The sequence below is a fragment of the Micromonospora sp. LA-10 genome (genome assembly GCF_051853095.1).
GTDB classification, from domain to species: Bacteria; Actinomycetota; Actinomycetes; order Mycobacteriales; family Micromonosporaceae; genus Micromonospora; species Micromonospora echinospora_A.
Map to the genome: position 1 here is coordinate 2,930,584 of NZ_CP195710.1, position 19,838 is coordinate 2,950,421.

A 19,838-nucleotide genomic window follows, 5' to 3' on the forward strand; every position below is an offset into this window, starting at 1 on the left:
CCCCCACCCCGGCGGCAGGTCAGCCGCCCGGCAGCTCCTCGGCCAGGGCCAGCCAGGTCTCCTCGGTGCGGTCCCGCTCGGCCCGTACCTCCTTGAGCTGTGCGTCCAGCTCGGCGACCCGGGCGTAGTCGGTGGCGTTCGCGGCGAGCTGCTCGTGCAGGGCCGCCTCCTTCTGCTCCAGCTTGGCGATCTGCCGTTCCAGCCGGTTGAGTTCCTTCTTCGCGACGCGTACCTCGGCAGCGGACATGCCCTCGCGCGCCGGCGCCGCGGTGGCCGGGGTGAGGTCGGCGGGCGCCGGGCCGCCGGCCGCGGCGGCGCGCGCCAGGTACTCGTCGACGCCGCCGGGCAGGTGCACCAGCCGGCCGTCGCCGAACATGCCGTACGCGACGTCGGTGACCCGCTCGATCAGGTAGCGGTCGTGGCTGGCCACCACGATCGTGCCGGGCCACGAGTCGAGCAGGTCCTCCAGCGCGGCGAGCGTGTCGGTGTCCAGGTCGTTCGTGGGCTCGTCCAGCAGGAGCACGTTGGGCTCCCCGGCGAGCAGGCGCAGCATCTGCAGGCGGCGGCGCTCACCGCCGGAGAGGTCGCTCACCGGGGTCCAGAGCCGCCGGTCGTCGAAGCCGAAGATCTCGGCGAGCTGGGCGGCGCTGATCTCCCGGTCGCCGAACTGCACCCGGCGGGCCACCTCCTCGACGGCTTCCAGCACACGCAGGTGGCCGGGAAGTTCGGCGAGTTCCTGGGAGAGGAACGCGGGCCGGACGGTCTGCCCGGCGGCGAAGCGCCCGCCGTCGGGGCCGGTCACCCCGGCGAGCATCCGCAGCAGTGTGGTCTTGCCGGCGCCGTTGCGGCCGAGGATGGCCACCCGGTCGCCGGGCCCGACCTGCCAGGTGGTGTCGTGCAGGATCTCCTTCGGGCCGGCGTGCAGCCGGACGCCTTCGAGGTCGTACACCTGCTTGCCGAGCCGGGCGGTGGCGAGCCGTTGCAGCGACATGGTGTCGCGGGGTTCCGGCACGTCGGCGATGAGCGCGTTCGCCGCGTCGATGCGGAACTTGGGCTTCGAGGTGCGCGCCGGGGCGCCGCGGCGCAGCCAGGCGATCTCCTTGCGGAGCAGGTTCTGCCGGCGGGCCTCGGTGGCGGCGGCCACGCGCTGCCGCTCGACGCGGGCCAGCGTCCACGCGGCGAAGCCGCCCTCGTACGCCCGGACGGTCTGGTCGGCGACCTCCCAGGTGGCGGTGCAGACGGCGTCGAGGAACCAGCGGTCGTGGGTGACCACGACGAGCGCGCCCTTGCGGGTGACGAGGTGCCGGGCCAGCCAGTCGACGCCGCCGACGTCGAGGTGGTTGGTGGGCTCGTCGAGGACGAGCAGGTCGGCGTCGCGGACCAGCAGGGCGGCGAGCGCGACGCGGCGGCGTTCCCCGCCGGACATCGGGCCGACCGCCGTGTCCAGGCCGAGGTGGGGCATGCCGAGGCCGTCGAGGATGGCACGCACACCGGCGTCGCCGGCCCACTCGTGCTCGGCGCCCATGCTCTCGCCGAGCCAGGCGGTGCCGAGCACGACGTCCCGCACGGTGAGTTCGGGGGCCAGGTCCAGACGCTGCGGCAGCCAGGCGACGCGCAGGTCGCGGCGGTGGGTGACGCGGCCGTCGTCGGGTTCCTCGGCGCGGGTGAGCAGCCGCAGCAGCGTCGACTTGCCGGCGCCGTTGAGGCCCACCACGCCGACCCGGTCGGCGTCGTCGAGGCCGAGCGAGACGTCGGTGAGCAGCGGCCCGGCGGCGCCGTACCCCTTGGACACCCGGTCCAGGTTGACGATGTTGGCCATTCCCCACCTTTCACGACTCAGGCGTCCCGGGGCCCGGGACGCCTGAGTCAAGGGTACGGGGCCTCAGACCACGCGGGCGCCGGCGACCGGTCCGTGCGCGACGCGGGCCTCCCGGCACACCCCGGCGGCGGTCAGCTCGGCGGCGATCCGGCCCGCGTCGGCCTCGCCGGCGGCGAGGAAGACACAGGTGGGCCCGGAGCCGGAGACGATGCCGGCGAGCGCGCCGGCCGCCTCGCCCGCCTTGAGCGTCTCGGCCAGCGAGGGACGCATGGTCAGGGCGGCGTCCTGGAGGTCGTTGCCGAGCGTGGCGGCGAGCACCCGCGGGTCACGCTGGCGCAGCGCGGCGAGCAGCGCGTCGGTGCTGCCCAGCGGCGTGCCGGCGGCGCCGGCGTCGCGCAGCCGGTCCAGCTCCCGGTAGGCGGCCGGGGTGGACAGGCCGCCGTCGGCGATCGCCACCACCCAGTGCCAGGAGGTGGGGCGGGCCAGCACCGGGCTGACCGCCTCGCCCCGGCCGGTGCCGAGCGCGGTGCCGCCGTGGATGAGGAACGGCACGTCGGAGCCGAGGTCGGCGGCGATGCCGGCGAGTTCGTCGCGGGACAGCCCGGTGCCCCAGAGCGTGTCGCAGGCGACGAGCGCGGCGGCGGCGTCGGCGCTGCCGCCGGCGAGCCCGCCCGCGAGCGGGATCTGCTTGCGCAGGTGCAGCCGGGCGTGCGGGGCGACGCCCGCGTAGCCGGCGAGCGCGTGCGCGGCGCGCAGCGCCAGGTTGGTGTCGTCGAGCGCCAGCTCTCCGGCGCCCTCACCCTCCATGGTGAGGGTGAGCGTGTCACCGCGCCGGGCGGTCAGCTCGTCGTAGATGGAGATCGCGTGGTAGACGGTGTTCAGCTCGTGGTAGCCGTCGCGCCGCAGCGGTCCCACCCCGAGATGCAGGTTGACCTTGGCGGGCACCCGCACCTTGACCGGGCCGCTGGCCCCGCGTCGCTGCCCGTCCTCGTCCTCCGGTCGCCATGCCTCGGTCACCGGGTGAGCTCCCCTGGACGCGGGCGGATGTCGAACGGCTTCTGCACGGTCAGCTCCTCGGCGGGGTCGGGCAACGGCGCCAGCCTACTGCTCGGCGGCGGAGCCGTCGGGGGCCGACGCGGCGATGGCGGCGAACTGCTCCACGGTGAGCGATTCGCCGCGTGCGCCCGGGTCGACACCGGCCGCGGTGAGCGCCGCGGCGGCCCGGTCCGCGCCGCCGGCCCAGCCGGCCAGGGCGGCGCGCAGCGTCTTGCGGCGCTGGGCGAACGCGGCGTCGACGACGGCGAAGACGGCCTTCCGGGATACGTCCGGGCGGGGCGGCTCGCGCCGGGTGAACGCGACCAGCCCGGAGTCGACGTTCGGCACCGGCCAGAACACGTTCGGCGGGACCTTGCCGGCGGCCCGGGAGCGGGCGTACCACGCGAGTTTGACCGACGGGATGCCGTACACCTTGGAGCCGGGACCGGCGACGAGCCGGTCGGCGACCTCCTTCTGCACCATCACCAGGCCGTGCCGCAGCGTGGGCAGCTCGGCGAGCAGGTGCAGCACGACCGGCACGGCGACGTTGTAGGGCAGGTTCGCCACCAGCGCGGTCGGCGCCGGGTCGGCCAGGTCGGCGGCGGTGACCCGCAGCGCGTCGGCCGGGTGGACGGTGAGCCGCCCGGCGGCCTCACCGGCGAAGCGCGCGGCGGTCTCCGGGAGCGCGGCGGCCAGCGCCGGGTCGAGTTCCACGGCGTGCACGTGCGCGGCGACCGGGAGCAGGGCGAGCGTGAGCGAGCCGAGCCCGGGGCCGACCTCCAGCGCCACGTCGTCAGGGGTCAGCCCTGCGGTGGTGACGATGCGGCGCACCGTGTTCGGGTCGTGCACGAAGTTCTGGCCGAGCTTCTTGGTCGGCGTGACGCCGAGGCGCGCGGCGAGTTCCCGGATCTCCGCCGGGCCGAGGAGTCCGGTCACGCCCCGTAGCGTAAGCGCCCCCGCCCTGGGGGAAGGAAGGGCCCCTTCTTAACGCCTCGCGATATGGAGGGGCCCCTTCTTAACGCCACGGGCCGAACGCGCGCTCACCGTTCGTGGAGATGGTGGCGCAGAGGGTGTCCAGGTCGACGCCGGTGGTCTCGGCGAGGAAGCGGACGGTCAACGGGATCAGGTACGACGCGTTCGGCCGTCCCCGGTACGGCATCGGGGTGAGGTACGGCGCGTCGGTCTCCACCAGCATCTGCTCCGGCGGGGTGACGGCGGCGGCCTCGCGCAGCGCGGCGGCGCTGCCGAACGTGACGGTGCCGGCGAAGCTGAGCAGGAAGCCGCGCCGTACGCACTCGCTGGCGAAGTCGGCGTCGCCGGAGAAGCAGTGCATGACCACGGTGTCCGGGGCGCCCTCGTCGTCGACGATGCGCAGCACGTCGGCGTGCGCGTCGCGGTCGTGGATGACGAGCGCCTTGCCGTGCCGCTTGGCGATGGCGATGTGTGCGCGGAAGCTCTCCTCCTGCGCGGCCCGCCCGTCCTCGCCGGTACGGAAGAAGTCCATGCCGGTCTCGCCGACGCCCCGGACGCGGTCCCGCCCGGCGAGCGTCTCGATCGCGCGCAGCGCCTCGTCGAGGTCGGCGAGCCGGGGCGCCTCGTTGGGGTGCAGCGCGACGGTGGCGAGCACCGGGGCGTACCGGTCGGCGACGTCGGCGCTCCACCGGGACGACTCGACGTCCACGCCGACCTGGACGAGCCGGTCCACGCCGGCCCGGGTGGCGACAGCGATCGCGGCGGTCAGCGGGTCGTCGCCGGGGGCGCCGCCCGGGGGTGTCCCGAACTCGCCGACGGTGATGTCGAGGTGGGTGTGGCTGTCCAGCACGGGCACGGGCAGCGGCTCGGGCGCGGGCGGGAACTCCCCGGCCCGGCGGGCGGCGCGCTGCTTGCGGGTCTCGGTCTGCTCGGTCATCGCCGCCAGCATCACACACCGGCCTCCGGCGGCGTTCCCGGACCGCCACCGGCTGTTCACACGCCCCACATCTGGCGGGCTTAGCGTCCTGGAGTGACCGTCACCGACCAGGCCGGCGGGCCCGCCTCCGACCGGGCCGGGTTGCGCGTGACGTACGGCGGCCGGGTGCACCCGGCCGAGGAGATCGCCCGGGGTGCCGCGTACGAGCTGTTCAGCGCCGACGAGGCGCCCGGGTTCGAGTGGTGTCCCCGCCCCGGGGGCGGCTACCCGTGGCGCCGGTTCGTGCACGCGACCGAGGTGGACGCGGTGCACGGCGCCGACGGTCCGGCCGACGAGACGGACGCGCCGCTGCTGATGCCGGTGCACCGGGACCGGGGCTGGGAGTACGTACATCGGCTCAGCCAGCAGCCGGGGGCGGCGGGTGACCCGACGCTGGCCGCGGTGCGGGCCTCGGCGGTGGTCCGGCCCGGCACCCGGATGGTGAAGGTGCTCTCCGCCCGGCAGCTCGCCGGCTACGTGCGGGGCTGGCTGCCGCACGGCTTCTGCTACCGGGAGCACGACGTGGCGCACCTGCGCACTCCGGCCGGGATGGCGGTGCTGCGGGGCGACTCCGAGGGCGGTGACGTGGCGTACGCGTTGCGCTGGCGGGCCGCCGACCCGGCCGACTACGACGTGCCGGTGGGCGACGCGCACCGGGGACTGATGGCGTTGCCGCCCCGGGACCGGCTGGGGCCGCCGGTGCTCGGTACCGGGTTCGTGCCGAGCAACGGGCAGCTCGTGCCGGAGTTCGTCACCCGGGACTTCGCCGACCTGCCGATGCCGGCGAACGCCACGCTGCTGGCCTATCCGGCCGAGGGGGTGGAGGTGGTGCTCTACACCTACCAGGCGGAGCAGCGGGGCTGGCTGCGCCTGGCCGGTCCGCAGTGGCGGCACCTGCTCGCCGCGGTGCCCGGCCTGTCCGCCGACCAGGAGTACGTGCCGACCGGCGAGGCGCCGCGCTCCACCCGGCTCGTCGGCACGTTCGCGGGTTCGGAGTACGAGGCGGTGGCCGACCAGCCGGGCGGGTTCCGGGTGCTGGCGATGACCCGGGCGGCCCGCTACCCGGTGGACGCGGCGGCCCGGCGGCTGCGGGTGGCGGCGTGGCGCGGGGCGCAGTGCCTGGTGCTGCGGGAGGAGGGCGGCTGGCTGCGGCTGCGGTTGCGCCGTCCGGATCCGGACGCGGTGGCCGCGACCGGGGCCCAGTGCCTGGAACGGGGTGTCTACGAGGTCTGGGCGCCGGGCGCCGAGCTGACCGACGACCGGGTGGTGGATCTGCCCTATCCGGCCCGGCACGAATAGACGGGGGCGCGTGGGGAAGGCGTGGGGCGTCCGAGAAGCCCGCGCGAGGGGGAATCCCGACATGCCTTTCGTCACCGTCGGTACGGAGAACTCCGCACCTATCGACCTGTACTACGAGGATCACGGTTCCGGTCAGCCGATCGTGTTGATCCACGGTTTCCCGTTCAACGGGGCGACCTGGGAGAAGGTGAGCGGCAACCTGCTGAACGCCGGATACCGGGTGATCACGTACGACCGGCGTGGGTTCGGCAACTCCGCCCAGCCGGCCATGGGCTACGACTACGACACGTTCGCCGCCGACCTGGACGTGTTGATGACCGAACTGGACCTGCGCAACGCGATCCTGGTCGGGCACTCCATGGGCACCGGTGAGGTGACCCGGTACCTGGGCGCGTACGGGTCGGACCGGGTGGACCGGGCGGTGTTGATCTCGCCGTTGGCGCCGTACCTGCTGAAGACCGCCGACGACCCGCAGGGCGTGGAGAAGAGCGTCTTCGAGGGCTTCCAGCAGGCGATCCTGGCGGACCGCTTCGCCTACCTGACCGCGTTCTGCGACGCGTTCTTCGACTCGGGCGGGAAGCGGGACCGGGCGGTCAGCAACGAGGCGTACCACGCCCACTGGCAGATCGGCACGCAGGCGTCGGCGAAGGGCACCCACGACTCGGTGGACGCGTGGCTGAGCGACTTCCGGCCGGACCTGCCGAACATCGACGTGCCGGTGCTGATCATCCAGGGCACCAAGGACGCGGTGCTGCCGTTCCCGGCCACCGGCCAGCGGCTGGTGGACATGCTGCCCGACGCCCGCCTGGTCGCGCTGCCGGACGCCCCGCACGGCCTCCCGTGGACCCACGCGGGCGAGGTCAACAAGGCGGTGATGGAGTTCATCGGCAAGCCGAGCATGGCCCGCGCCTGACCTGCGCGCACGACCGCGGCCCGGGGAGAGATCCCCGGGCCGCGGTTCGCGCGTGTGCTCAGCCGGCCAGGCGGGCCAGCTCCTCCTCGACGATGGACGGGTCGAGCTTGCGGAACACCGGCTTCGGCGCCGCGAGCGGCCGGCCCACTTCCAGGGGTACGGACTCCCAGCGCGTCCCGACGGTGTAGTCACCGGTCAGCACCGGGTACGACGGCCCGCCGTCGAGGTCGTCGACCTCCTCGATCACCGGCATCGGGGCGTGCGTGCCGGTGCCGCCGAGCAGCTCGTGGATCTTCTGTGCGGAGTGCGGCAGGAACGGGGTGAGCAGCGTGTTCGCGTCGCTGACCACCTGGAGGGCGACGTGCAGGATGGTGCCCATCCGGGGCTTGTCGTCCTCGCCCTTGAGCTTCCAGGGCGCCTGCTCGGAGAGGTACTTGTTGGCCTCGGCGACGACCTTCATGGCCTCGCCGATGGCCTGCTTCTGCCGGTGCCGGGCGATCAGGTCGCCGACCACGCCGAAACCGGCCTTCGCGGTGTCCAGCAGCGCCTGGTCGGCCTCGGTGAGCCCGGCCGGGTCGACCGGCGGGATCGCGCCGAAGTTCTTCGCCGCCATCGAGACGGACCGGTTGACCAGGTTGCCCCAGCCGGCGACCAGCTCGTCGTTGTTGCGGCGCAGGAACTCCGCCCAGGTGAAGTCGGTGTCGTTGCTCTCCGGGCCGGCCACCGCGATGAAGTAGCGCAGCGCGTCGGCGTCGTAGCGCTCCAGGAAGTCCCGGACGTAGATGACCACCTTGCGGGAGGAGGAGAACTTCCGTCCCTCCATGGTCAGATATTCGCTGGAGACGACCTCGGTGGGCAGGTTGAGCCGGCCCAGCTCGCCCGGCTCGCCGTCGCGGGCGCCCTCGCCGGAGTAGCCGCCGAGCAGCGCCGGCCAGATCACCGAGTGGAAGACGATGTTGTCCTTGCCCATGAAGTAGTAGGAGCGGGCGTCCTTGCCCTCGCCGTCCGCGGACCACCACTTGCGCCAGGCCTCCGGGTCGCCGGTGCGGCGGGCCCACTCGATGGACGCGGACAGGTAGCCGATGACCGCGTCGAACCAGACGTAGATCCGCTTGTCCGGCCGGTCACGCCAGTCGTCCAGCGGGATCGGCACACCCCATTCCAGGTCCCGGGTGATGGCCCGGGGCTGAAGGTCGTCGAGCAGGTTGCGGGAGAACCGCAGCACGTTGGGGCGCCAGCCCTCGCGGTTGTCCAGCCACTGCCGCAGCGCGTCGGCCAGGGCGGGCAGGTCGAGGAAGAAGTGCTCGGTCTCGACGAACTCCGGCGTCTCGCGGTTGATCTTCGACTTGGGGTCGATCAGGTCGATCGGGTCGAGCTGGTTGCCGCAGTTGTCGCACTGGTCGCCGCGCGCGCTGTCGTAGCCGCAGATCGGGCAGGTGCCCTCGATGTAGCGGTCGGGCAGCGTCCGGCCGGTGGACGGGGAGATCGCCCCGGTGGTGACCTTCGGGACGATGTACCCGTTGCGGTACAGGCCGGTGAACAGCTCCTGCACCACCGCGTAGTGGTTGCGCGTGGTGGTGCGGGTGAACAGGTCGTAGGACAGGCCCAGCGCCTTCAGGTCCTCGGCGATCACCCGGTTGTAGCGGTCGGCCAGCTCGCGCGGGGTGACCCCCTCGGCGTCGGCCTGCACCTGGATCGGGGTGCCGTGTTCGTCGGTGCCGGAGACCATGAGCACGTCGTGACCGGCCATCCGCATGTACCGGGCGAAGACGTCGGAGGGAACGCCGAATCCGGATACGTGGCCGATGTGGCGCGGGCCGTTGGCGTAGGGCCAGGCGACCGCGGCGAGAACGTGACTCATGAGCAGCAAGCCTAGTGATTGCGGTGGGCCGGCCGCGAACCAATGGGCGGCAGGCGCCAGCCGTACGTCCGATTTGTCGCCGACACGCGGCATGAGCTTCCTCGCAAGCCGGGCGTACCGGTGTGAAATGAACATCGTGACCAACAGACCAGCGGCGCCGGAGCCGTCGGCGGCCACCACCCGGCGGGCGCGGCCCGGTCCGGTGGGCGCGCCCGTCGCGCCGCAGCCCCGGCTCGACCCGGCGGACCCGCCGGTCGAGGTGGAGCCCACCACCGGCGCGCCGGTGGACGCGGTGCCGAGCCGGGTGCCGGTGCGGCAGCCGCGCTGGCAGCGCAAGGCCGCGCAGGCGGGCGGCTGGGCGCCGATCGAGGAGGTGCACTGGGACGGCACGCCGCTGCGCGACGAGCCGCACCCGCTCCCCGTCCGGTCGCCGGTCCGCCGCGAGCCGGCCCGCCCGGCCCCTCCGCCGACCCCGCCCGTCGGCCTCGCCGTGCTGCTGACGTTGAGCCTGCTCGCCGCGTTCTTCGCCTGGGTGAGCGCCGGGCCGTTCTGGCTGGCGGCCGGACACTCGACCGGCGGCACCGTGATGATCACCGGGTGCGCGGGCGGCGGGCTCACCCAGCGTTGCCGGGGGATCTTCCTGGCCGACGGCGACCGGTTCCAGGCCCAGGGTGTACGGGTCAGCGGCGTACCGGCCGAGCGCACCGCCACCGGCACCCTGCTGCCGGCGCGGATGACCGGGCCGGACGGGTCCACCGCCTACGCGGACACCGGTCCCGGACGGCACCTGCGCTGGCTGCTCGGGCTGGCGCTGGTGGCCGGGTGCGCCGCCGGGATCGCCAGGTGGACCGGGGCGACCCGGCTGGCGGACGAGCGGCAGCGGCGCTGGGCGGTCGGCCTGGCGCTGGCCGGGCCGGCGCTGATCACGGTCGGGTTCCTGGCCGCCGCCTGGTGAGGTGAGGTGAGGTGTTAAAAGGGGGCCCTTCCTCTACCTGAGGCGTTAACAGGGGGCCCTTCCTTTCACTGGTGCACGACGGCGTAGACCTCGCGCCGCCGCAGCCCGTACGCGGTGGCGACCTCGGTGATCGCGTCGCGCCGGGAAAGCCCGCCCGCCTCGCGCTCGGCCACCGCGGCGCGCAGCGTGTCGTCGTCGGGCCGGACCGCGGGCGTGACCGGCGCGCCCGCCACCACGAGCGTGATCTCCCCCCGGGGGTCGCCGTCGGCGGCCCACTCGGCCAGGTCGCCGAGCGGGCGGCGGACCACCTCCTCGTAGGTCTTGGTCAGCTCGCGGCAGAGCGCGGCGGGCCGGTCCCTGCCGAACGCCTCGGCCAGGTCGGCCAGCGCGCCGGCGATGCGGTGCGGCGCCTCGAAGAACACGAGCGTGCGCTCCTCGGCGGCGAGCGCCCGCAGGCGGGAGCGGCGGGCGCCGGGGGTACGCGGCAGGAAGCCCTCGAAGCAGAACCGGTCGCAGGGCAGCCCGGACAGCGCCAGCGCGGTGGTGACAGCGCTGGGCCCGGGCGCCGCGGTGACCGGGACGCCCGCGTCGAGGGCGGCCCGGACCAGCCGGTACCCGGGGTCGGAGACGCTCGGCATGCCGCCGTCGGTGACCAGCGCGACCGTGTAGCCGGCGACGAGCACCTCGGCCAGTTCCGGGGTACGCCGCTCCTCGTTGCCCTCGAAGTAGGAGACGATCCGGCCGGGCACCGTCACGTCGAGGTCGCGGGCCAGCCGGGTGAGCCGCCGGGTGTCCTCGGCCGCGACCACGTCGGCGGCGGCCAGCACCTCGCGGAACCGGGCGGACGCGTCGGCCGGATTGCCCAGCGGCGCGCCGAGCAGCACCAGCCGTCCGACCTCGGACATTTCCCCCACGGCGTGTGCTCCTTCATCGACGGTCGTACCAATTTCGGAGACGATGGACGCCACCGGGCACCCTCGCAGCCTACGATCGCCGGGTGACGAGTGCGTCGACAGCACAGAGCGCGAACCCGGACCCTTCCACCGCCGAGCGGGGCGACGGCAGCGGGGGCGGGCTGCCCGCCGCCGTGCGGCGCCGGCTCGCCACCGTCGACGACCGCATCGGTCGGGGGCAGGCGTGGCTGGCCACAGCCGTGGTGGTGGCGATCGCGGCGATCCTGCGCTTCGTGGGGCTCAGTTTCCCGCCCGGCAAGGTCTTCGACGAGACCTACTACGCGAAGGACGCGTACGGGCTGATCGACCGCGGCGTCGAGTGGAACTACAAGGACAACGGCCCCTCGTACGTGGTGCATCCACCGCTGGGCAAGTGGATGATCGGCATCGGCGAGTGGGCCTTCGGCTACCAGGACGCGGACAGCGGCGTCTCGGTGCCGGGCCACCTGATCACGACGTCGCCGGAGTTCGGCTGGCGGTTCGGCGCGGCGGTGGCCGGCACGCTGTCGGTGCTGCTCCTGATCCGCATCGCCCGGCGGATGTTCCGTTCCACGGTGCTCGGCTGCGCGGCGGGCCTGCTGCTCGCGCTCGACGGGTTCCACCTGGTGCTGTCCCGCACCGCCATCCTCGACATCTTCCTGCTGCTGTTCGTGCTGGCCGCGTTCGGCGCGCTGGTGCTCGACCGGGACGCCCGGCGGCGGCGCTGGACGCGGGCCCTGGAGGGCGGGCTCGACCCGAGCCGGCCGGGCCGCGCCGGGCGGCCTCCCTCGGGTTGGCGGAACTGGCCGTGGTGGCGGCTGGCGGCCGGTGTGCTGCTCGGCTGCGCCTGCTCGGTCAAGTGGAGCGCGGTCTACTTCGTGCCGGCGTTCGCGCTGCTGGTGCTGCTCTGGGAGGTGGGCGTCCGCCGCTCGGCCGGGGTCCGCCGCCCGTGGCGTGACGCGGTGCTGGACGAACTGCCCTGGCTGCTCGCGGCCGGCGTGCTGATGGTGGTCACCTACGTCGCGACCTGGTCGGGCTGGCTGCTCAGCGACGAGGGCTACTACCGCCTGGCCGAGCGCTACCCGAACAACCCGGAGCTGAGCGACACCCCGTTCGTCGGGGCGCTGATCAACCTGTGGGAGTACCACAAGGCCTCGTACGGCTTCCACACCCAGCTCGACGACCCGCACAAGTACCAGTCCTGGCCGTGGCAGTGGCTGCTGCTCGGCCGCCCGGTGGCGTTCCACTGGTCCGGGGACGGCAGCTGCGGCGCGCCGAGCTGCGCCTCGGAGGTGCTGCTGCTGGGCACCCCGCTGCTGTGGTGGTCGTTCCTGCCGGCGATCGTCGCGACCGCCTGGCTCGGCCTGGCCCGGCGGGACTGGCGGGCGGGCGCGATCCTGCTCAGCATCGCCGCCGGCCTGCTGCCCTGGTTCTGGTTCGCCCTCGACGGCCGGACGATGTTCTCCTTCTACGCCGCGCCGGCGGTGCCGTTCCTGGTGCTCGCGGTGGTCTATGTGCTCGGCGCGATCACCACTCCGGCGCCGGTGACCGCGACGACCGCCACGGCCGCGCCGCCCGACCCGCAACAGCTACGGGACCGGCGGATGGTGGGCGGGATCATCGCGGGCGCCTACGTGTTGCTGGTGGCGCTCTGTTTCGCGTACTTCTACCCGATCTTCGTGGGCCGGGTGCTGCCGTACGCGGAGTGGTCGGCGCGAATGTGGCTGGACGGCCGCTGGATCTGAGGCGCGGGCGCCGGCACAAAGAAGCGCGCCCCGATCGCCTGCCACGGGGGAAGCGGGCGATTGGGGCGCGCAAGACAGAGCTTAACCACACTCCGGCACGGGCACAACGGGTGCGAGCCGGTCAGATTTACGACGGGCACGCCACTCCCGAAAGGTTTACCTCAATCATCTAACCGTGGGTCATCCTGCGGGAACATAACGGGTTCGATCTCCGGCGCAACGGCCGCGCGGAGGGTCGCCAGACCCGGATGATCTTCCAAAGTGGATCTCACTACACTTCGCCCGGTGATCAACAAGAGACGATCGACGATTGTCCTCTTCGGACTCCTGGCGGCCGCCGCGCTGATCGGGCCGAGTCCCGCCGGGGCCGACGACGAGACCGCCGAACCGGCCGCCGAACCGCCCAAGGTCGAGCTGGTCCTCGACGTCAGTGGCTCGATGCGGGCCCGGGACATCGACGGGCGCAGCCGGATCTCCGTCGCGCAGCAGGCGTTCAACGAGGTGGTCGACGCCCTACCGGACGAGACACAGCTCGGCATCCGGGTGCTCGGCGCCACCTACCAGGGCAAGGACAAGAAGAAGGGCTGCCTGGACACCCAGCAGATCGTGCCGGTCGGCCCGGTGGACCGTACCCAGGCCAAGGCCGCCGTCGCCGGGCTGCGCCCGACCGGCTTCACACCGGTCGGTCTGGCGCTGCGCTCCGCCGCGCAGGACCTGGGCACCGGCAGCACCGCCCGCCGGATCGTGCTGATCACCGACGGCGAGGACACCTGCGCCCCGCCCGACCCGTGCGAGGTGGCGCGCGAGCTGGCCGCCCAGGGCACCCGGCTCGTCGTGGACACGCTCGGTCTCGCCCCGGACGAGAAGGTACGCCGGCAGTTGCTCTGCATCGCCGGCGCGACCGGTGGGACCTACACGGCGGCGCAGAGCGCCGACGAGCTGACCGGCCGGATCAAGCAGCTCGTCGACCGGGCCCGGGACACGTACACGGCCACCCCGGCGGTGGTCGGCGGCGGCGCGGCGTGCCAGGGCGCGCCGCTGCTCGCCCCCGGCGTCTACAGCGACCGGGAGGCGTTCTCCGAGCACCGCTGGTACCGGGTGCCGGTGCGGCCCGGGCAGGAACTGCGCGCCTCGGTGAGCGTCGCGCTGGACCGGCCGGTCAACCCGGACTACGGCGTGCTGCTGCGCGCCACCTCGCCGGACGGGCGGGAACTGGTCCGCGGCGTCGACGCCGGCAGCGGGCGCACCGACGTGGTCTCCGCCGGCCTGCGGTGGTCGGCCGCCGAGGAGGACGACGACGGCCCGAGCCCGGAGCCGAGCCCCGGCGCGGAGCAGGCCGTACGGACCGTCTGCCTGGTGGTCAGCAACTCCTTCGCGGCCCGGCCCGGTACGCAGGCCCAGCCGGGCATGCCGGTGGAGCTCACAGTCGACGTGGTGGCCGCCTCCCCCGCCCCGGACGGGCCGGACCTCGGCCGCGGCTGGGTGCTGCTGCTCCTGCTCACGCTGGCCGGACTGCTCACCGGGCTGGTCGCCGGACTGCTCACCCGCTGGTGGGTGCACACGTGGAGGGTGAACTGAGCATGCGTACGCTGATTCGCGCCGCGGCGGCGACGGCCGTCACGGGACTCGCCCTCACCCCGGCGGCGGCCCTGGCCGCGCCCAGCCCGTCACCGGGCGCGACCACTGTGACCAAGGCCGGCACCTCGTTCCTCACCGCCACGACCGTCACCGCCGGACAGCCGGTGCAGGTGGGCGCGTCGACCGGCGACCACCTGTACTGGTCGTTCCGGGCCGACGCCGGGCAGGTCCACGAGATCACCGCCACCGTCACGTTCCCGAAGCAACGCACCGGCGCGTCCACCTGGACCGTCGACGTGTTCGACGGGCTGCGCCGCCGGCAGGCGTGCACGGCCGGCGCGCAGACGCCCACAGCGGACGCGGCGGCGACGAGCGTGGCGCTCGGCTGCACGCTGCGCCGGGTACGGCCGTGGGCCGAGCCGTGGTCCGGCGACCCGCTGCCCGGCACCTACTACGTCCGGCTCTCCGTCACCGACCTGCCCGAGCCCGACCTCGGCCTGCCGGTCGAGGTGGAGATGCTCGTCGGCGCCACCGACGAGGGCGGCGCGTCCGGCGACGACGGCGAACTGGCCGCGCCGCTGGTGCCGAACACCAGGGCCGGCACGGTGCTGGCCGCCGAGCCGACGCCCGAGCCGGTGGCCGAGGAGGAGACCGACCTGACCGGCTGGCTGCCCGACGCGGGCTCGCGCTGGGCCTGGACCGGCGTGGGCGGCGTGCTCGCCGCCGTCGCCGGCGTGGTCGGCTTCGCGCTCACCCGGCGGCCCCGCCGCAGCTGAAGACCGCAGCCGGTGGCCGCTGTGAACCCGACGCGGCGGCCACCGGAGGCTCTCACGCCTCAGCAGTACGCGGGCCGCGCGGCACCCAGCCGATGAACCGGTCCTGGAGCGCGGTGACCGGCACGGAGCGCAGATCCTGCGTCGCAGCGGCCAGGCAGGAACCGAGATAGACGCTCAACGACGCCCGATCCACCTGGTACTCGCGCAGCAGATGGTGACGTTTCGTGGCGCAGGGCCATTCGTCACCGCACGAGCCGCAGGTCCAGTCGGGGGTCACCGGCACGTGCTCGCCGTCCCGCCTCCCCGGTGCCTCCGCGCCACGCGTCATCCGCCGCTCCTTCTCTGATCGCGATCGAGGTGGTGATGGACCGGTTGCCTCCCCGCAACGTCCCTTCAGCGCCGCGGCACGCCCCAGCGTTACGGTACGGTCACCGCGTGCCCCCGTCATCCACCACACGTGCGTGATCTGCTGCCGGCCGTGGTCGCCGTGTCGGTGGCCGGCCCGGCCGACTGGTCCGGCGAGCTGCTGCCGGCCGAACGAGCCGCCCTGGGCGACCGCGCGGTGCTCCGCCGCCGCCGCGACTTCACCGCCGGCCGGGTCTGCGCCCGCCGGGCGCTCGCCACGCTCGGCCTGACCGGCACGCCGGTGCCCGCCGGCGCGGACCGGGCCCCGATGTGGCCGCCCGGCGTCGTCGGCGCGATCACCCACACCCTGGACTACTGCGCGGCCGCCGCCGCCCGCGCCACCGACGTGCGCGCCGTCGGCATCGACGCCGAGCGGCTTCGCCCGCTCTCCCCCGGGGTACGGCGGAAGGTGTGCCGCCCTGACGAGGAGGCGGACCTGGCCCGGCTGCCGGCCGGGACGCCCTGGCCGACCGTGTTGTTCAGCGCCAAGGAGACCGTCTACAAGGTCTGGCACCCGCTCGTCGGGACCTGGCTCGGCTTCGCCGACGCCCGCGTCACGCTCGACCCGCAGACCGGCACGTTCCACGCCGAGATCGCGCCGGCCCGGCTCGCGGCCGCTCCGGTGGCCGACCCGCCGTCCCGCGTGACCGGACGGTTCGCGGTGGACGACGAACTGGTGCGCACCGCCGCCGTCCTGCCACATCGATGACGCCCTGTCGGCCGGGTTGCCTCGGGCTTGTACCGTCGTTCCGACTGAAAATCCCGAAGGCGCCCCTAGGAGTACGGTGAGCCACCCTCAGCCTCCATCCGGGTCACCGGACCCGAACCAGCAGCCGCCGGAGCCGCCGACGCAGGCGTTCCCCACCGCGCCGATGCCGCCGAGCGACCCGTACGAGCAGCCTGCCCCGGACGCGCCGACGCCCCCGGTCTCGGGCGCGCCCTATCCGCCGCCTCCGGGCACGCCGCAGCCGCCGGTGTCGGCGCCGCCGCAGCCGCCCGTTTCGGGTGCGCCGTATCCGCCGGTGTCGGGCGCGCCCTATCCGCCGACCTCCGGGGCGCCGTATCCGCCACAGCCGGGGCCGGGCGAGCAGTACCCGCCCGCTCCCGCCCAGGGCTTCCCGCCGGCGCCGCCGACCTCGGGCGCGCCCTACCCGCCGTACCAGCCTCCGGGTAGCGAGTACCAGCCGCCGGGCGCCGCGTATCAGCCGGGTAGCGAGTACCAGCAGCCAGGCGCCGCGTATCAGCCGGGCAGCGAGTACCAGCAGCCAGGCGCCGCGTATCAGCCGGGCAGCGAGTACCAGCAGCCGGGCGCGGCGTATCAGCCGCCGGGGGGCTATCCGCCGCCGGGCGGTGGGCAGCCGTACGGGCCCACCGGGGCGCCGTACCCGCCGCCGGGAGCGCCCTTCGGGCCGCCGGCCAAGAAGTCGAACAAGAACGTCTGGATCACGATCGGCATCGTCGCGGCGCTCCTGCTGCTGCTCTGCTGCGGTGGCAGCATCTTCGCCGTCTACAGTGGCGTGAACCAGGCCCAGGAGATTGTCGACTCGCCGCCGACGCCGAGCGTCACCGACGGCCTCCCCACCCAGGAGGCCCCGACCGGCGCTCCCACCGGCACGCCACAGCCGGGCGGCACCGACGACAAGACCTTCAACATGCCGGCCGGCGACAAACTGATCATCAACGACACCGACGGCACCATCGAGATCACCGTCGGCAACTTCCGGACCCGGAACGCCGCCTGCAGCGAGATCATGCCCGGCCCGAAGAAGGGCATGTTCCTGATCGCCGACGTGACCGCCGAGATCACCAAGGGCACCGGTTCGATCAACCCGTTCTACTTCTCCTGGGTGGCCGAGGACGGCACCGAGGAGAACGGCATCGGCGGCGCCTTCTCCGGGTGCGGCAGGCTGATGACCTCGGGCAACAACCTGCCCGCCGGCTCCAAGCGCAGCGGTCAGCTCATCTTCGACGTCAAGGACCAGAACGGCGTCGTCGAGTACAAGCACCGCTTCCGTACCGCCGGGTCCTGGAAGCCCTGACCCGCGCCTGACCCGCAACCGGGGCCGGTCCGTTTCGGACCGGCCCCGGTGACTGTTCGGACAGTGCCCGCCGGCCGTTCGGGCCTTTCCATGTGCGCATGGGCGCTCCCGGTGGCCAGGCTCGGAGGATGGCGAACGAGACGACCATCCCGCTGCTGCCCTGCCGCTCACTCGACGACGTGGCGCCCTTCTACCAGGCACTCGGCTTCGAGGCGACGTACCGGCAGGAGCGCCCCAACCCGTACCTGGCCCTGCGCCGGGAGGACCTCAACCTGCACTTCTTCGGGATGGCCGAGTTCGATCCGGCCGACTCGTGCGGCTCCTGCCTGGTGGTGGTGGACGACCTGGCCGCCCTGCACCGCGCCTTCACCGACGGCCTGCGCGCCACGTACGGCAAGGTGCTGGTCTCCGGCGTACCCCGGATGACCCGGCCCCGGCCCCGCCGCAATCAAGACGGGCACTCCGGGTTCAGCATCGTCGACCCGGGCGGCAACTGGATCCGGTTCGTGGCCCGAGCCTCGACGCCGGACGCCGACGACGACCGGGGCGGGCTCGCCCGCACGCTGGGCAACGCCGTGGTGCAGGGCGAATCGCGCGGCAATCCCGGTCAGGCCGCGCGCATCCTCGACGGCGCGCTGGCCCGCCCGGACGCCGCCGACGACCCCGCGGTTCTGGTGGAGGCGCTGGTCTACCGGGCCGAGCTGGCACTGCAGCTCGGGGAGCCGGAGGCCGCCGGGGAACTGGTGCGGCAGGCGCTGTCGGTCCCGCTGGACGACGAGTCGCGGGCCCGGCTGGCCGACACGCTGGGGCACGCCGAGGACCTGCTCATGGCCGTGCCGCCCGCATGACCGCCCGGCCGGGTGGCGCGGGTCGCGCCGGGAGGCCGGCTGAAGCCGATCCGGTGGCGGCGGTTTGCCGTGCGGGTCAGCGGGGACGCGACGTGGCAGGCGGCGAGGGCCGTCACGCGACGATCCGGGGAGGCGGCATGAGCGTCGAGCGGGCGAACAACGACCTGGAGAACCTGGCCGGTCCGGCCCGGGCCCGCCTGGGTGACCTGAACCAGGACGAACACGCCGAAGCCGACCGGGTGCGGGAACTGGACGAGATCCGTGGCAAGCGCCCCGGCGAGCACGTCCAGGAGGACGCCCGCGACGCCGACGACAACTTCTCCGCCTAGCGCTCCACGCTCCCCACGCGCGGATCTTGGAAGATTTCGGCCCTCATAGGGGCCGAAATCTTCCAAGATCTCTCGGCGTCCGTCACCCCCGATGATCGGCAGACCGATGGGGTACGCCTGGTGGCGTCGCGTCTCCCGATCGGGGACCGCCGATGGGTCGACTGTGGTCCGGCTCCCATCGGTCGGCTGAGCATGCCGACGGATTGTCGGCTCGCGTCGCCGAGCGTCGATGCGAAACGCGCCAGTTGACCAATCGCAATCATTGATGGCGCAAGCAGACTGTGTGGCGTGACCAAGCCATTACCGCAGAGATCCGGGCCGATGCCGACGCAGTCCTGGTGGCGCCGGCTCTCCGGCGGCACGAAGGCCGTGATCGTGTCCGGCGGCGTGCTGGTGCTGTGCTGTTGCGGCGGCGGGCTCGCCGCAGTCGGCGGCGCGACCGACGAGAAGCCCGCGTCGATCAGCGCCGCCTCGTCCGCGACCGCACGCAGTGCCGGCCCGCCCCCTGCCGTCCACTCGTCCGGGTCGCCCTCGAACGTCGCCGTCCCGACCGACTCACCGTCGGCCCCGCCGACGACGCGGTCCGCCGAGCCGTCGCCGCAGACCGCGACCGCGCGGCCGACGCCCCGGCCGAAGCCGAAGCGGACCACGCCCAAGCCGGCGCCGAAGCGGACCACGAGCGCGCCCCGGACCACAAAGCCGTCCACCGGCACCGTCCAGGGCTCCGTCCACCCTGGTGCCTTCTGCTCGCCGGTCGGCGCGACCGGCCGTACCGCCAAGGGCACGCTGATGCGCTGCACGCGCAAGGCCGGCGATCCCCGGGCCCGGTGGCGCGCCGCGTGACCCGCTTCGGCGGGCGGTGTCGGGGGTGGTTCCTATCCTGGGGCGATGGTTCTCACTGACGTCACCGGATCCTGGGCCGGCACCAGCGGCTTCCGTCTGATGCCCGCCGATCCGCTCGCCGAGTCGCCGGCCACCGCCACCGTCGCGACCGCCGCCGGTGGCCACCTGACCACCGTGTCGTACTCGTGGGCCCACCCGGCCGACGGGCCGCAGGACGGTCTGCTGGTGATCGCCGCCGGCGAGGAGCCCGGCTCGCTCGTCGCCTGGTGGGGCGACTCGTGGCACCAGCAGCCCACGCCCATGACGCTGACCGGCACGGCGGGCGGCGCGACGGAGGTCGAGCTGAGCGCCGGGTACGGCGGCGGATGGGAGTGGCGGATCACAGTGGACACCGCCGACCCGGCCACGCTGCGGCTGCGGATGGAGAACGTGGTCCCCGCCGACCAGGCGGGGGCCGACATGCCGGCCGGCCCCTACCCGGTCATGGTCACCGACGTGCGCCGCGCCTGAGCC

19 protein-coding genes are annotated in these 19,838 nt (G+C 73.9%); 11 read left to right on the forward strand and 8 right to left on the reverse strand.

Annotated elements, in window-relative coordinates:
• Positions 1 to 19 precede the first annotated feature (19 nt).
• The 4 genes from ACSDG8_RS13630 to ACSDG8_RS13645 form a co-directional block, all read right to left on the reverse strand.
• Positions 20 to 1,819 (reverse strand): ABC-F family ATP-binding cassette domain-containing protein, encoded by a 1,800-nt coding sequence (locus tag ACSDG8_RS13630; protein WP_210897887.1) that lies wholly within the window; start codon positions 1,817 to 1,819, stop codon positions 20 to 22.
• Positions 1,820 to 1,882: 63 nt separating this feature from the next.
• Positions 1,883 to 2,836 carry a 4-(cytidine 5'-diphospho)-2-C-methyl-D-erythritol kinase gene (locus tag ACSDG8_RS13635; RefSeq protein ID WP_030501156.1) on the reverse strand — a complete coding sequence of 318 codons (954 nt, stop codon included), beginning with the start codon at positions 2,834 to 2,836 and terminating at the stop codon, positions 1,883 to 1,885.
• Between the two features lie 84 nt (positions 2,837 to 2,920).
• Positions 2,921 to 3,790, reverse strand: a complete 870-nt coding sequence (gene rsmA / locus ACSDG8_RS13640; protein ID WP_210897892.1) for a 16S rRNA (adenine(1518)-N(6)/adenine(1519)-N(6))-dimethyltransferase RsmA — start codon at positions 3,788 to 3,790, stop codon at positions 2,921 to 2,923.
• Between the two features lie 79 nt (positions 3,791 to 3,869).
• Positions 3,870 to 4,775: a TatD family hydrolase gene (locus ACSDG8_RS13645; protein ID WP_439427929.1), complete on the reverse strand. Its 906-nt coding sequence runs from the start codon at positions 4,773 to 4,775 to the stop codon at positions 3,870 to 3,872.
• Between the two features lie 81 nt (positions 4,776 to 4,856).
• Between ACSDG8_RS13645 and ACSDG8_RS13650 the strand changes: the two genes are divergently transcribed.
• Together ACSDG8_RS13650 and ACSDG8_RS13655 are read left to right on the forward strand one after the other, a co-directional pair.
• Positions 4,857 to 6,101, forward strand: coding sequence for a hypothetical protein (locus ACSDG8_RS13650; RefSeq protein WP_439427930.1), 1,245 nt, complete (start codon positions 4,857 to 4,859; stop codon positions 6,099 to 6,101).
• A gap of 61 nt (positions 6,102 to 6,162) precedes the next feature.
• Positions 6,163 to 7,014 carry an alpha/beta fold hydrolase gene (locus ACSDG8_RS13655; protein ID WP_210897895.1) on the forward strand — a complete coding sequence of 284 codons (852 nt, stop codon included), beginning with the start codon at positions 6,163 to 6,165 and terminating at the stop codon, positions 7,012 to 7,014.
• Positions 7,015 to 7,072: 58 nt separating this feature from the next.
• Here the strand turns inward: ACSDG8_RS13655 and metG are convergent, their stop codons facing one another.
• Complete coding sequence (gene metG / locus ACSDG8_RS13660) at positions 7,073 to 8,875, reverse strand: methionine--tRNA ligase (protein WP_210897897.1); 1,803 nt, start codon at positions 8,873 to 8,875, stop codon at positions 7,073 to 7,075.
• Between the two features lie 127 nt (positions 8,876 to 9,002).
• Between metG and ACSDG8_RS13665 the strand changes: the two genes are divergently transcribed.
• Positions 9,003 to 9,830 carry a hypothetical protein gene (locus ACSDG8_RS13665; protein ID WP_439427931.1) on the forward strand — a complete coding sequence of 276 codons (828 nt, stop codon included), beginning with the start codon at positions 9,003 to 9,005 and terminating at the stop codon, positions 9,828 to 9,830.
• A 65-nt stretch (positions 9,831 to 9,895) separates the two neighbouring features.
• Here the strand turns inward: ACSDG8_RS13665 and rsmI are convergent, their stop codons facing one another.
• Positions 9,896 to 10,735, reverse strand: coding sequence for a 16S rRNA (cytidine(1402)-2'-O)-methyltransferase (gene rsmI, locus ACSDG8_RS13670; protein WP_247679323.1), 840 nt, complete (start codon positions 10,733 to 10,735; stop codon positions 9,896 to 9,898).
• Positions 10,736 to 10,827: 92 nt separating this feature from the next.
• On the opposite strand from rsmI, the gene ACSDG8_RS13675 reads away from it, so the two are divergent.
• From ACSDG8_RS13675 to ACSDG8_RS13685, 3 genes are all read left to right on the forward strand, one after another.
• On the forward strand, positions 10,828 to 12,507 hold the full coding sequence (locus tag ACSDG8_RS13675) for a dolichyl-phosphate-mannose--protein mannosyltransferase (protein WP_210897901.1): 1,680 nt from the start codon (positions 10,828 to 10,830) through the stop codon (positions 12,505 to 12,507).
• Positions 12,508 to 12,792: 285 nt separating this feature from the next.
• Positions 12,793 to 14,085, forward strand: a complete 1,293-nt coding sequence (locus ACSDG8_RS13680; RefSeq protein ID WP_210897902.1) for a VWA domain-containing protein — start codon at positions 12,793 to 12,795, stop codon at positions 14,083 to 14,085.
• A 2-nt stretch (positions 14,086 to 14,087) separates the two neighbouring features.
• A complete protein-coding gene (locus ACSDG8_RS13685) occupies positions 14,088 to 14,861 on the forward strand; it encodes a peptidase (RefSeq protein ID WP_210897904.1) in 774 nt (257 codons plus the stop codon).
• A 52-nt stretch (positions 14,862 to 14,913) separates the two neighbouring features.
• On the opposite strand, the gene ACSDG8_RS13690 is transcribed toward ACSDG8_RS13685, so the two are convergent.
• Entirely contained in the window at positions 14,914 to 15,189 is a 276-nt protein-coding gene (locus ACSDG8_RS13690; protein WP_210897906.1) for a hypothetical protein, read from the reverse strand.
• Positions 15,190 to 15,318: 129 nt separating this feature from the next.
• Here ACSDG8_RS13690 and ACSDG8_RS13695 point away from each other — a divergent pair, with 129 nt between their 5' ends.
• The 4 genes from ACSDG8_RS13695 to ACSDG8_RS13710 all read left to right on the forward strand — a co-directional run bounded on the left by ACSDG8_RS13695 (position 15,319) and on the right by ACSDG8_RS13710 (position 18,482).
• Positions 15,319 to 15,975 (forward strand): 4'-phosphopantetheinyl transferase family protein, encoded by a 657-nt coding sequence (locus ACSDG8_RS13695; RefSeq protein WP_210897908.1) that lies wholly within the window; start codon positions 15,319 to 15,321, stop codon positions 15,973 to 15,975.
• Positions 15,976 to 16,051: 76 nt separating this feature from the next.
• Entirely contained in the window at positions 16,052 to 17,305 is a 1,254-nt protein-coding gene (locus tag ACSDG8_RS13700; RefSeq protein ID WP_439427932.1) for a hypothetical protein, read from the forward strand.
• Between the two features lie 128 nt (positions 17,306 to 17,433).
• Positions 17,434 to 18,153, forward strand: a complete 720-nt coding sequence (locus tag ACSDG8_RS13705; RefSeq protein WP_439427933.1) for a VOC family protein — start codon at positions 17,434 to 17,436, stop codon at positions 18,151 to 18,153.
• A 137-nt stretch (positions 18,154 to 18,290) separates the two neighbouring features.
• On the forward strand, positions 18,291 to 18,482 hold the full coding sequence (locus ACSDG8_RS13710; protein ID WP_210897916.1) for a general stress protein CsbD: 192 nt from the start codon (positions 18,291 to 18,293) through the stop codon (positions 18,480 to 18,482).
• Here the strand turns inward: ACSDG8_RS13710 and ACSDG8_RS13715 are convergent.
• Positions 18,479 to 19,288: a hypothetical protein gene (locus ACSDG8_RS13715; RefSeq protein ID WP_439427934.1), complete on the reverse strand. Its 810-nt coding sequence runs from the start codon at positions 19,286 to 19,288 to the stop codon at positions 18,479 to 18,481. The genes ACSDG8_RS13710 and ACSDG8_RS13715 overlap by 4 nt on opposite strands.
• Positions 19,289 to 19,370: 82 nt before the next feature.
• On the opposite strand from ACSDG8_RS13715, the gene ACSDG8_RS13720 reads away from it, so the two are divergent.
• On the forward strand, positions 19,371 to 19,835 hold the full coding sequence (locus ACSDG8_RS13720) for a hypothetical protein (protein ID WP_210897921.1): 465 nt from the start codon (positions 19,371 to 19,373) through the stop codon (positions 19,833 to 19,835).
• Positions 19,836 to 19,838: the final 3 nt, after the last annotated feature.

Excerpts from the sequence above, each read along its gene's own strand:
- ACSDG8_RS13690 (WP_210897906.1), bottom strand. The coding sequence starts at position 15,189 with ATGACGCGTGGCGCGGAGGCACCGGGGAGGCGGGACGGCGAGCACGTG.
- ACSDG8_RS13645 (WP_439427929.1), bottom strand. The coding sequence starts at position 4,775 with ATGCTGGCGGCGATGACCGAGCAGACCGAGACCCGCAAGCAGCGCGCC.
- metG (WP_210897897.1), bottom strand. The coding sequence starts at position 8,875 with ATGAGTCACGTTCTCGCCGCGGTCGCCTGGCCCTACGCCAACGGCCCG.
- ACSDG8_RS13685 (WP_210897904.1), top strand. The coding sequence starts at position 14,088 with ATGCGTACGCTGATTCGCGCCGCGGCGGCGACGGCCGTCACGGGACTC.
- rsmI (WP_247679323.1), bottom strand. The coding sequence starts at position 10,735 with ATGTCCGAGGTCGGACGGCTGGTGCTGCTCGGCGCGCCGCTGGGCAAT.
- ACSDG8_RS13655 (WP_210897895.1), top strand. The coding sequence starts at position 6,163 with ATGCCTTTCGTCACCGTCGGTACGGAGAACTCCGCACCTATCGACCTG.
- ACSDG8_RS13705 (WP_439427933.1), top strand. The coding sequence starts at position 17,434 with ATGGCGAACGAGACGACCATCCCGCTGCTGCCCTGCCGCTCACTCGAC.
- ACSDG8_RS13720 (WP_210897921.1), top strand. The coding sequence starts at position 19,371 with ATGGTTCTCACTGACGTCACCGGATCCTGGGCCGGCACCAGCGGCTTC.
- ACSDG8_RS13665 (WP_439427931.1), top strand. The coding sequence starts at position 9,003 with ATGAACATCGTGACCAACAGACCAGCGGCGCCGGAGCCGTCGGCGGCC.
- ACSDG8_RS13630 (WP_210897887.1), bottom strand. The coding sequence starts at position 1,819 with ATGGCCAACATCGTCAACCTGGACCGGGTGTCCAAGGGGTACGGCGCC.
- ACSDG8_RS13710 (WP_210897916.1), top strand. The coding sequence starts at position 18,291 with ATGAGCGTCGAGCGGGCGAACAACGACCTGGAGAACCTGGCCGGTCCG.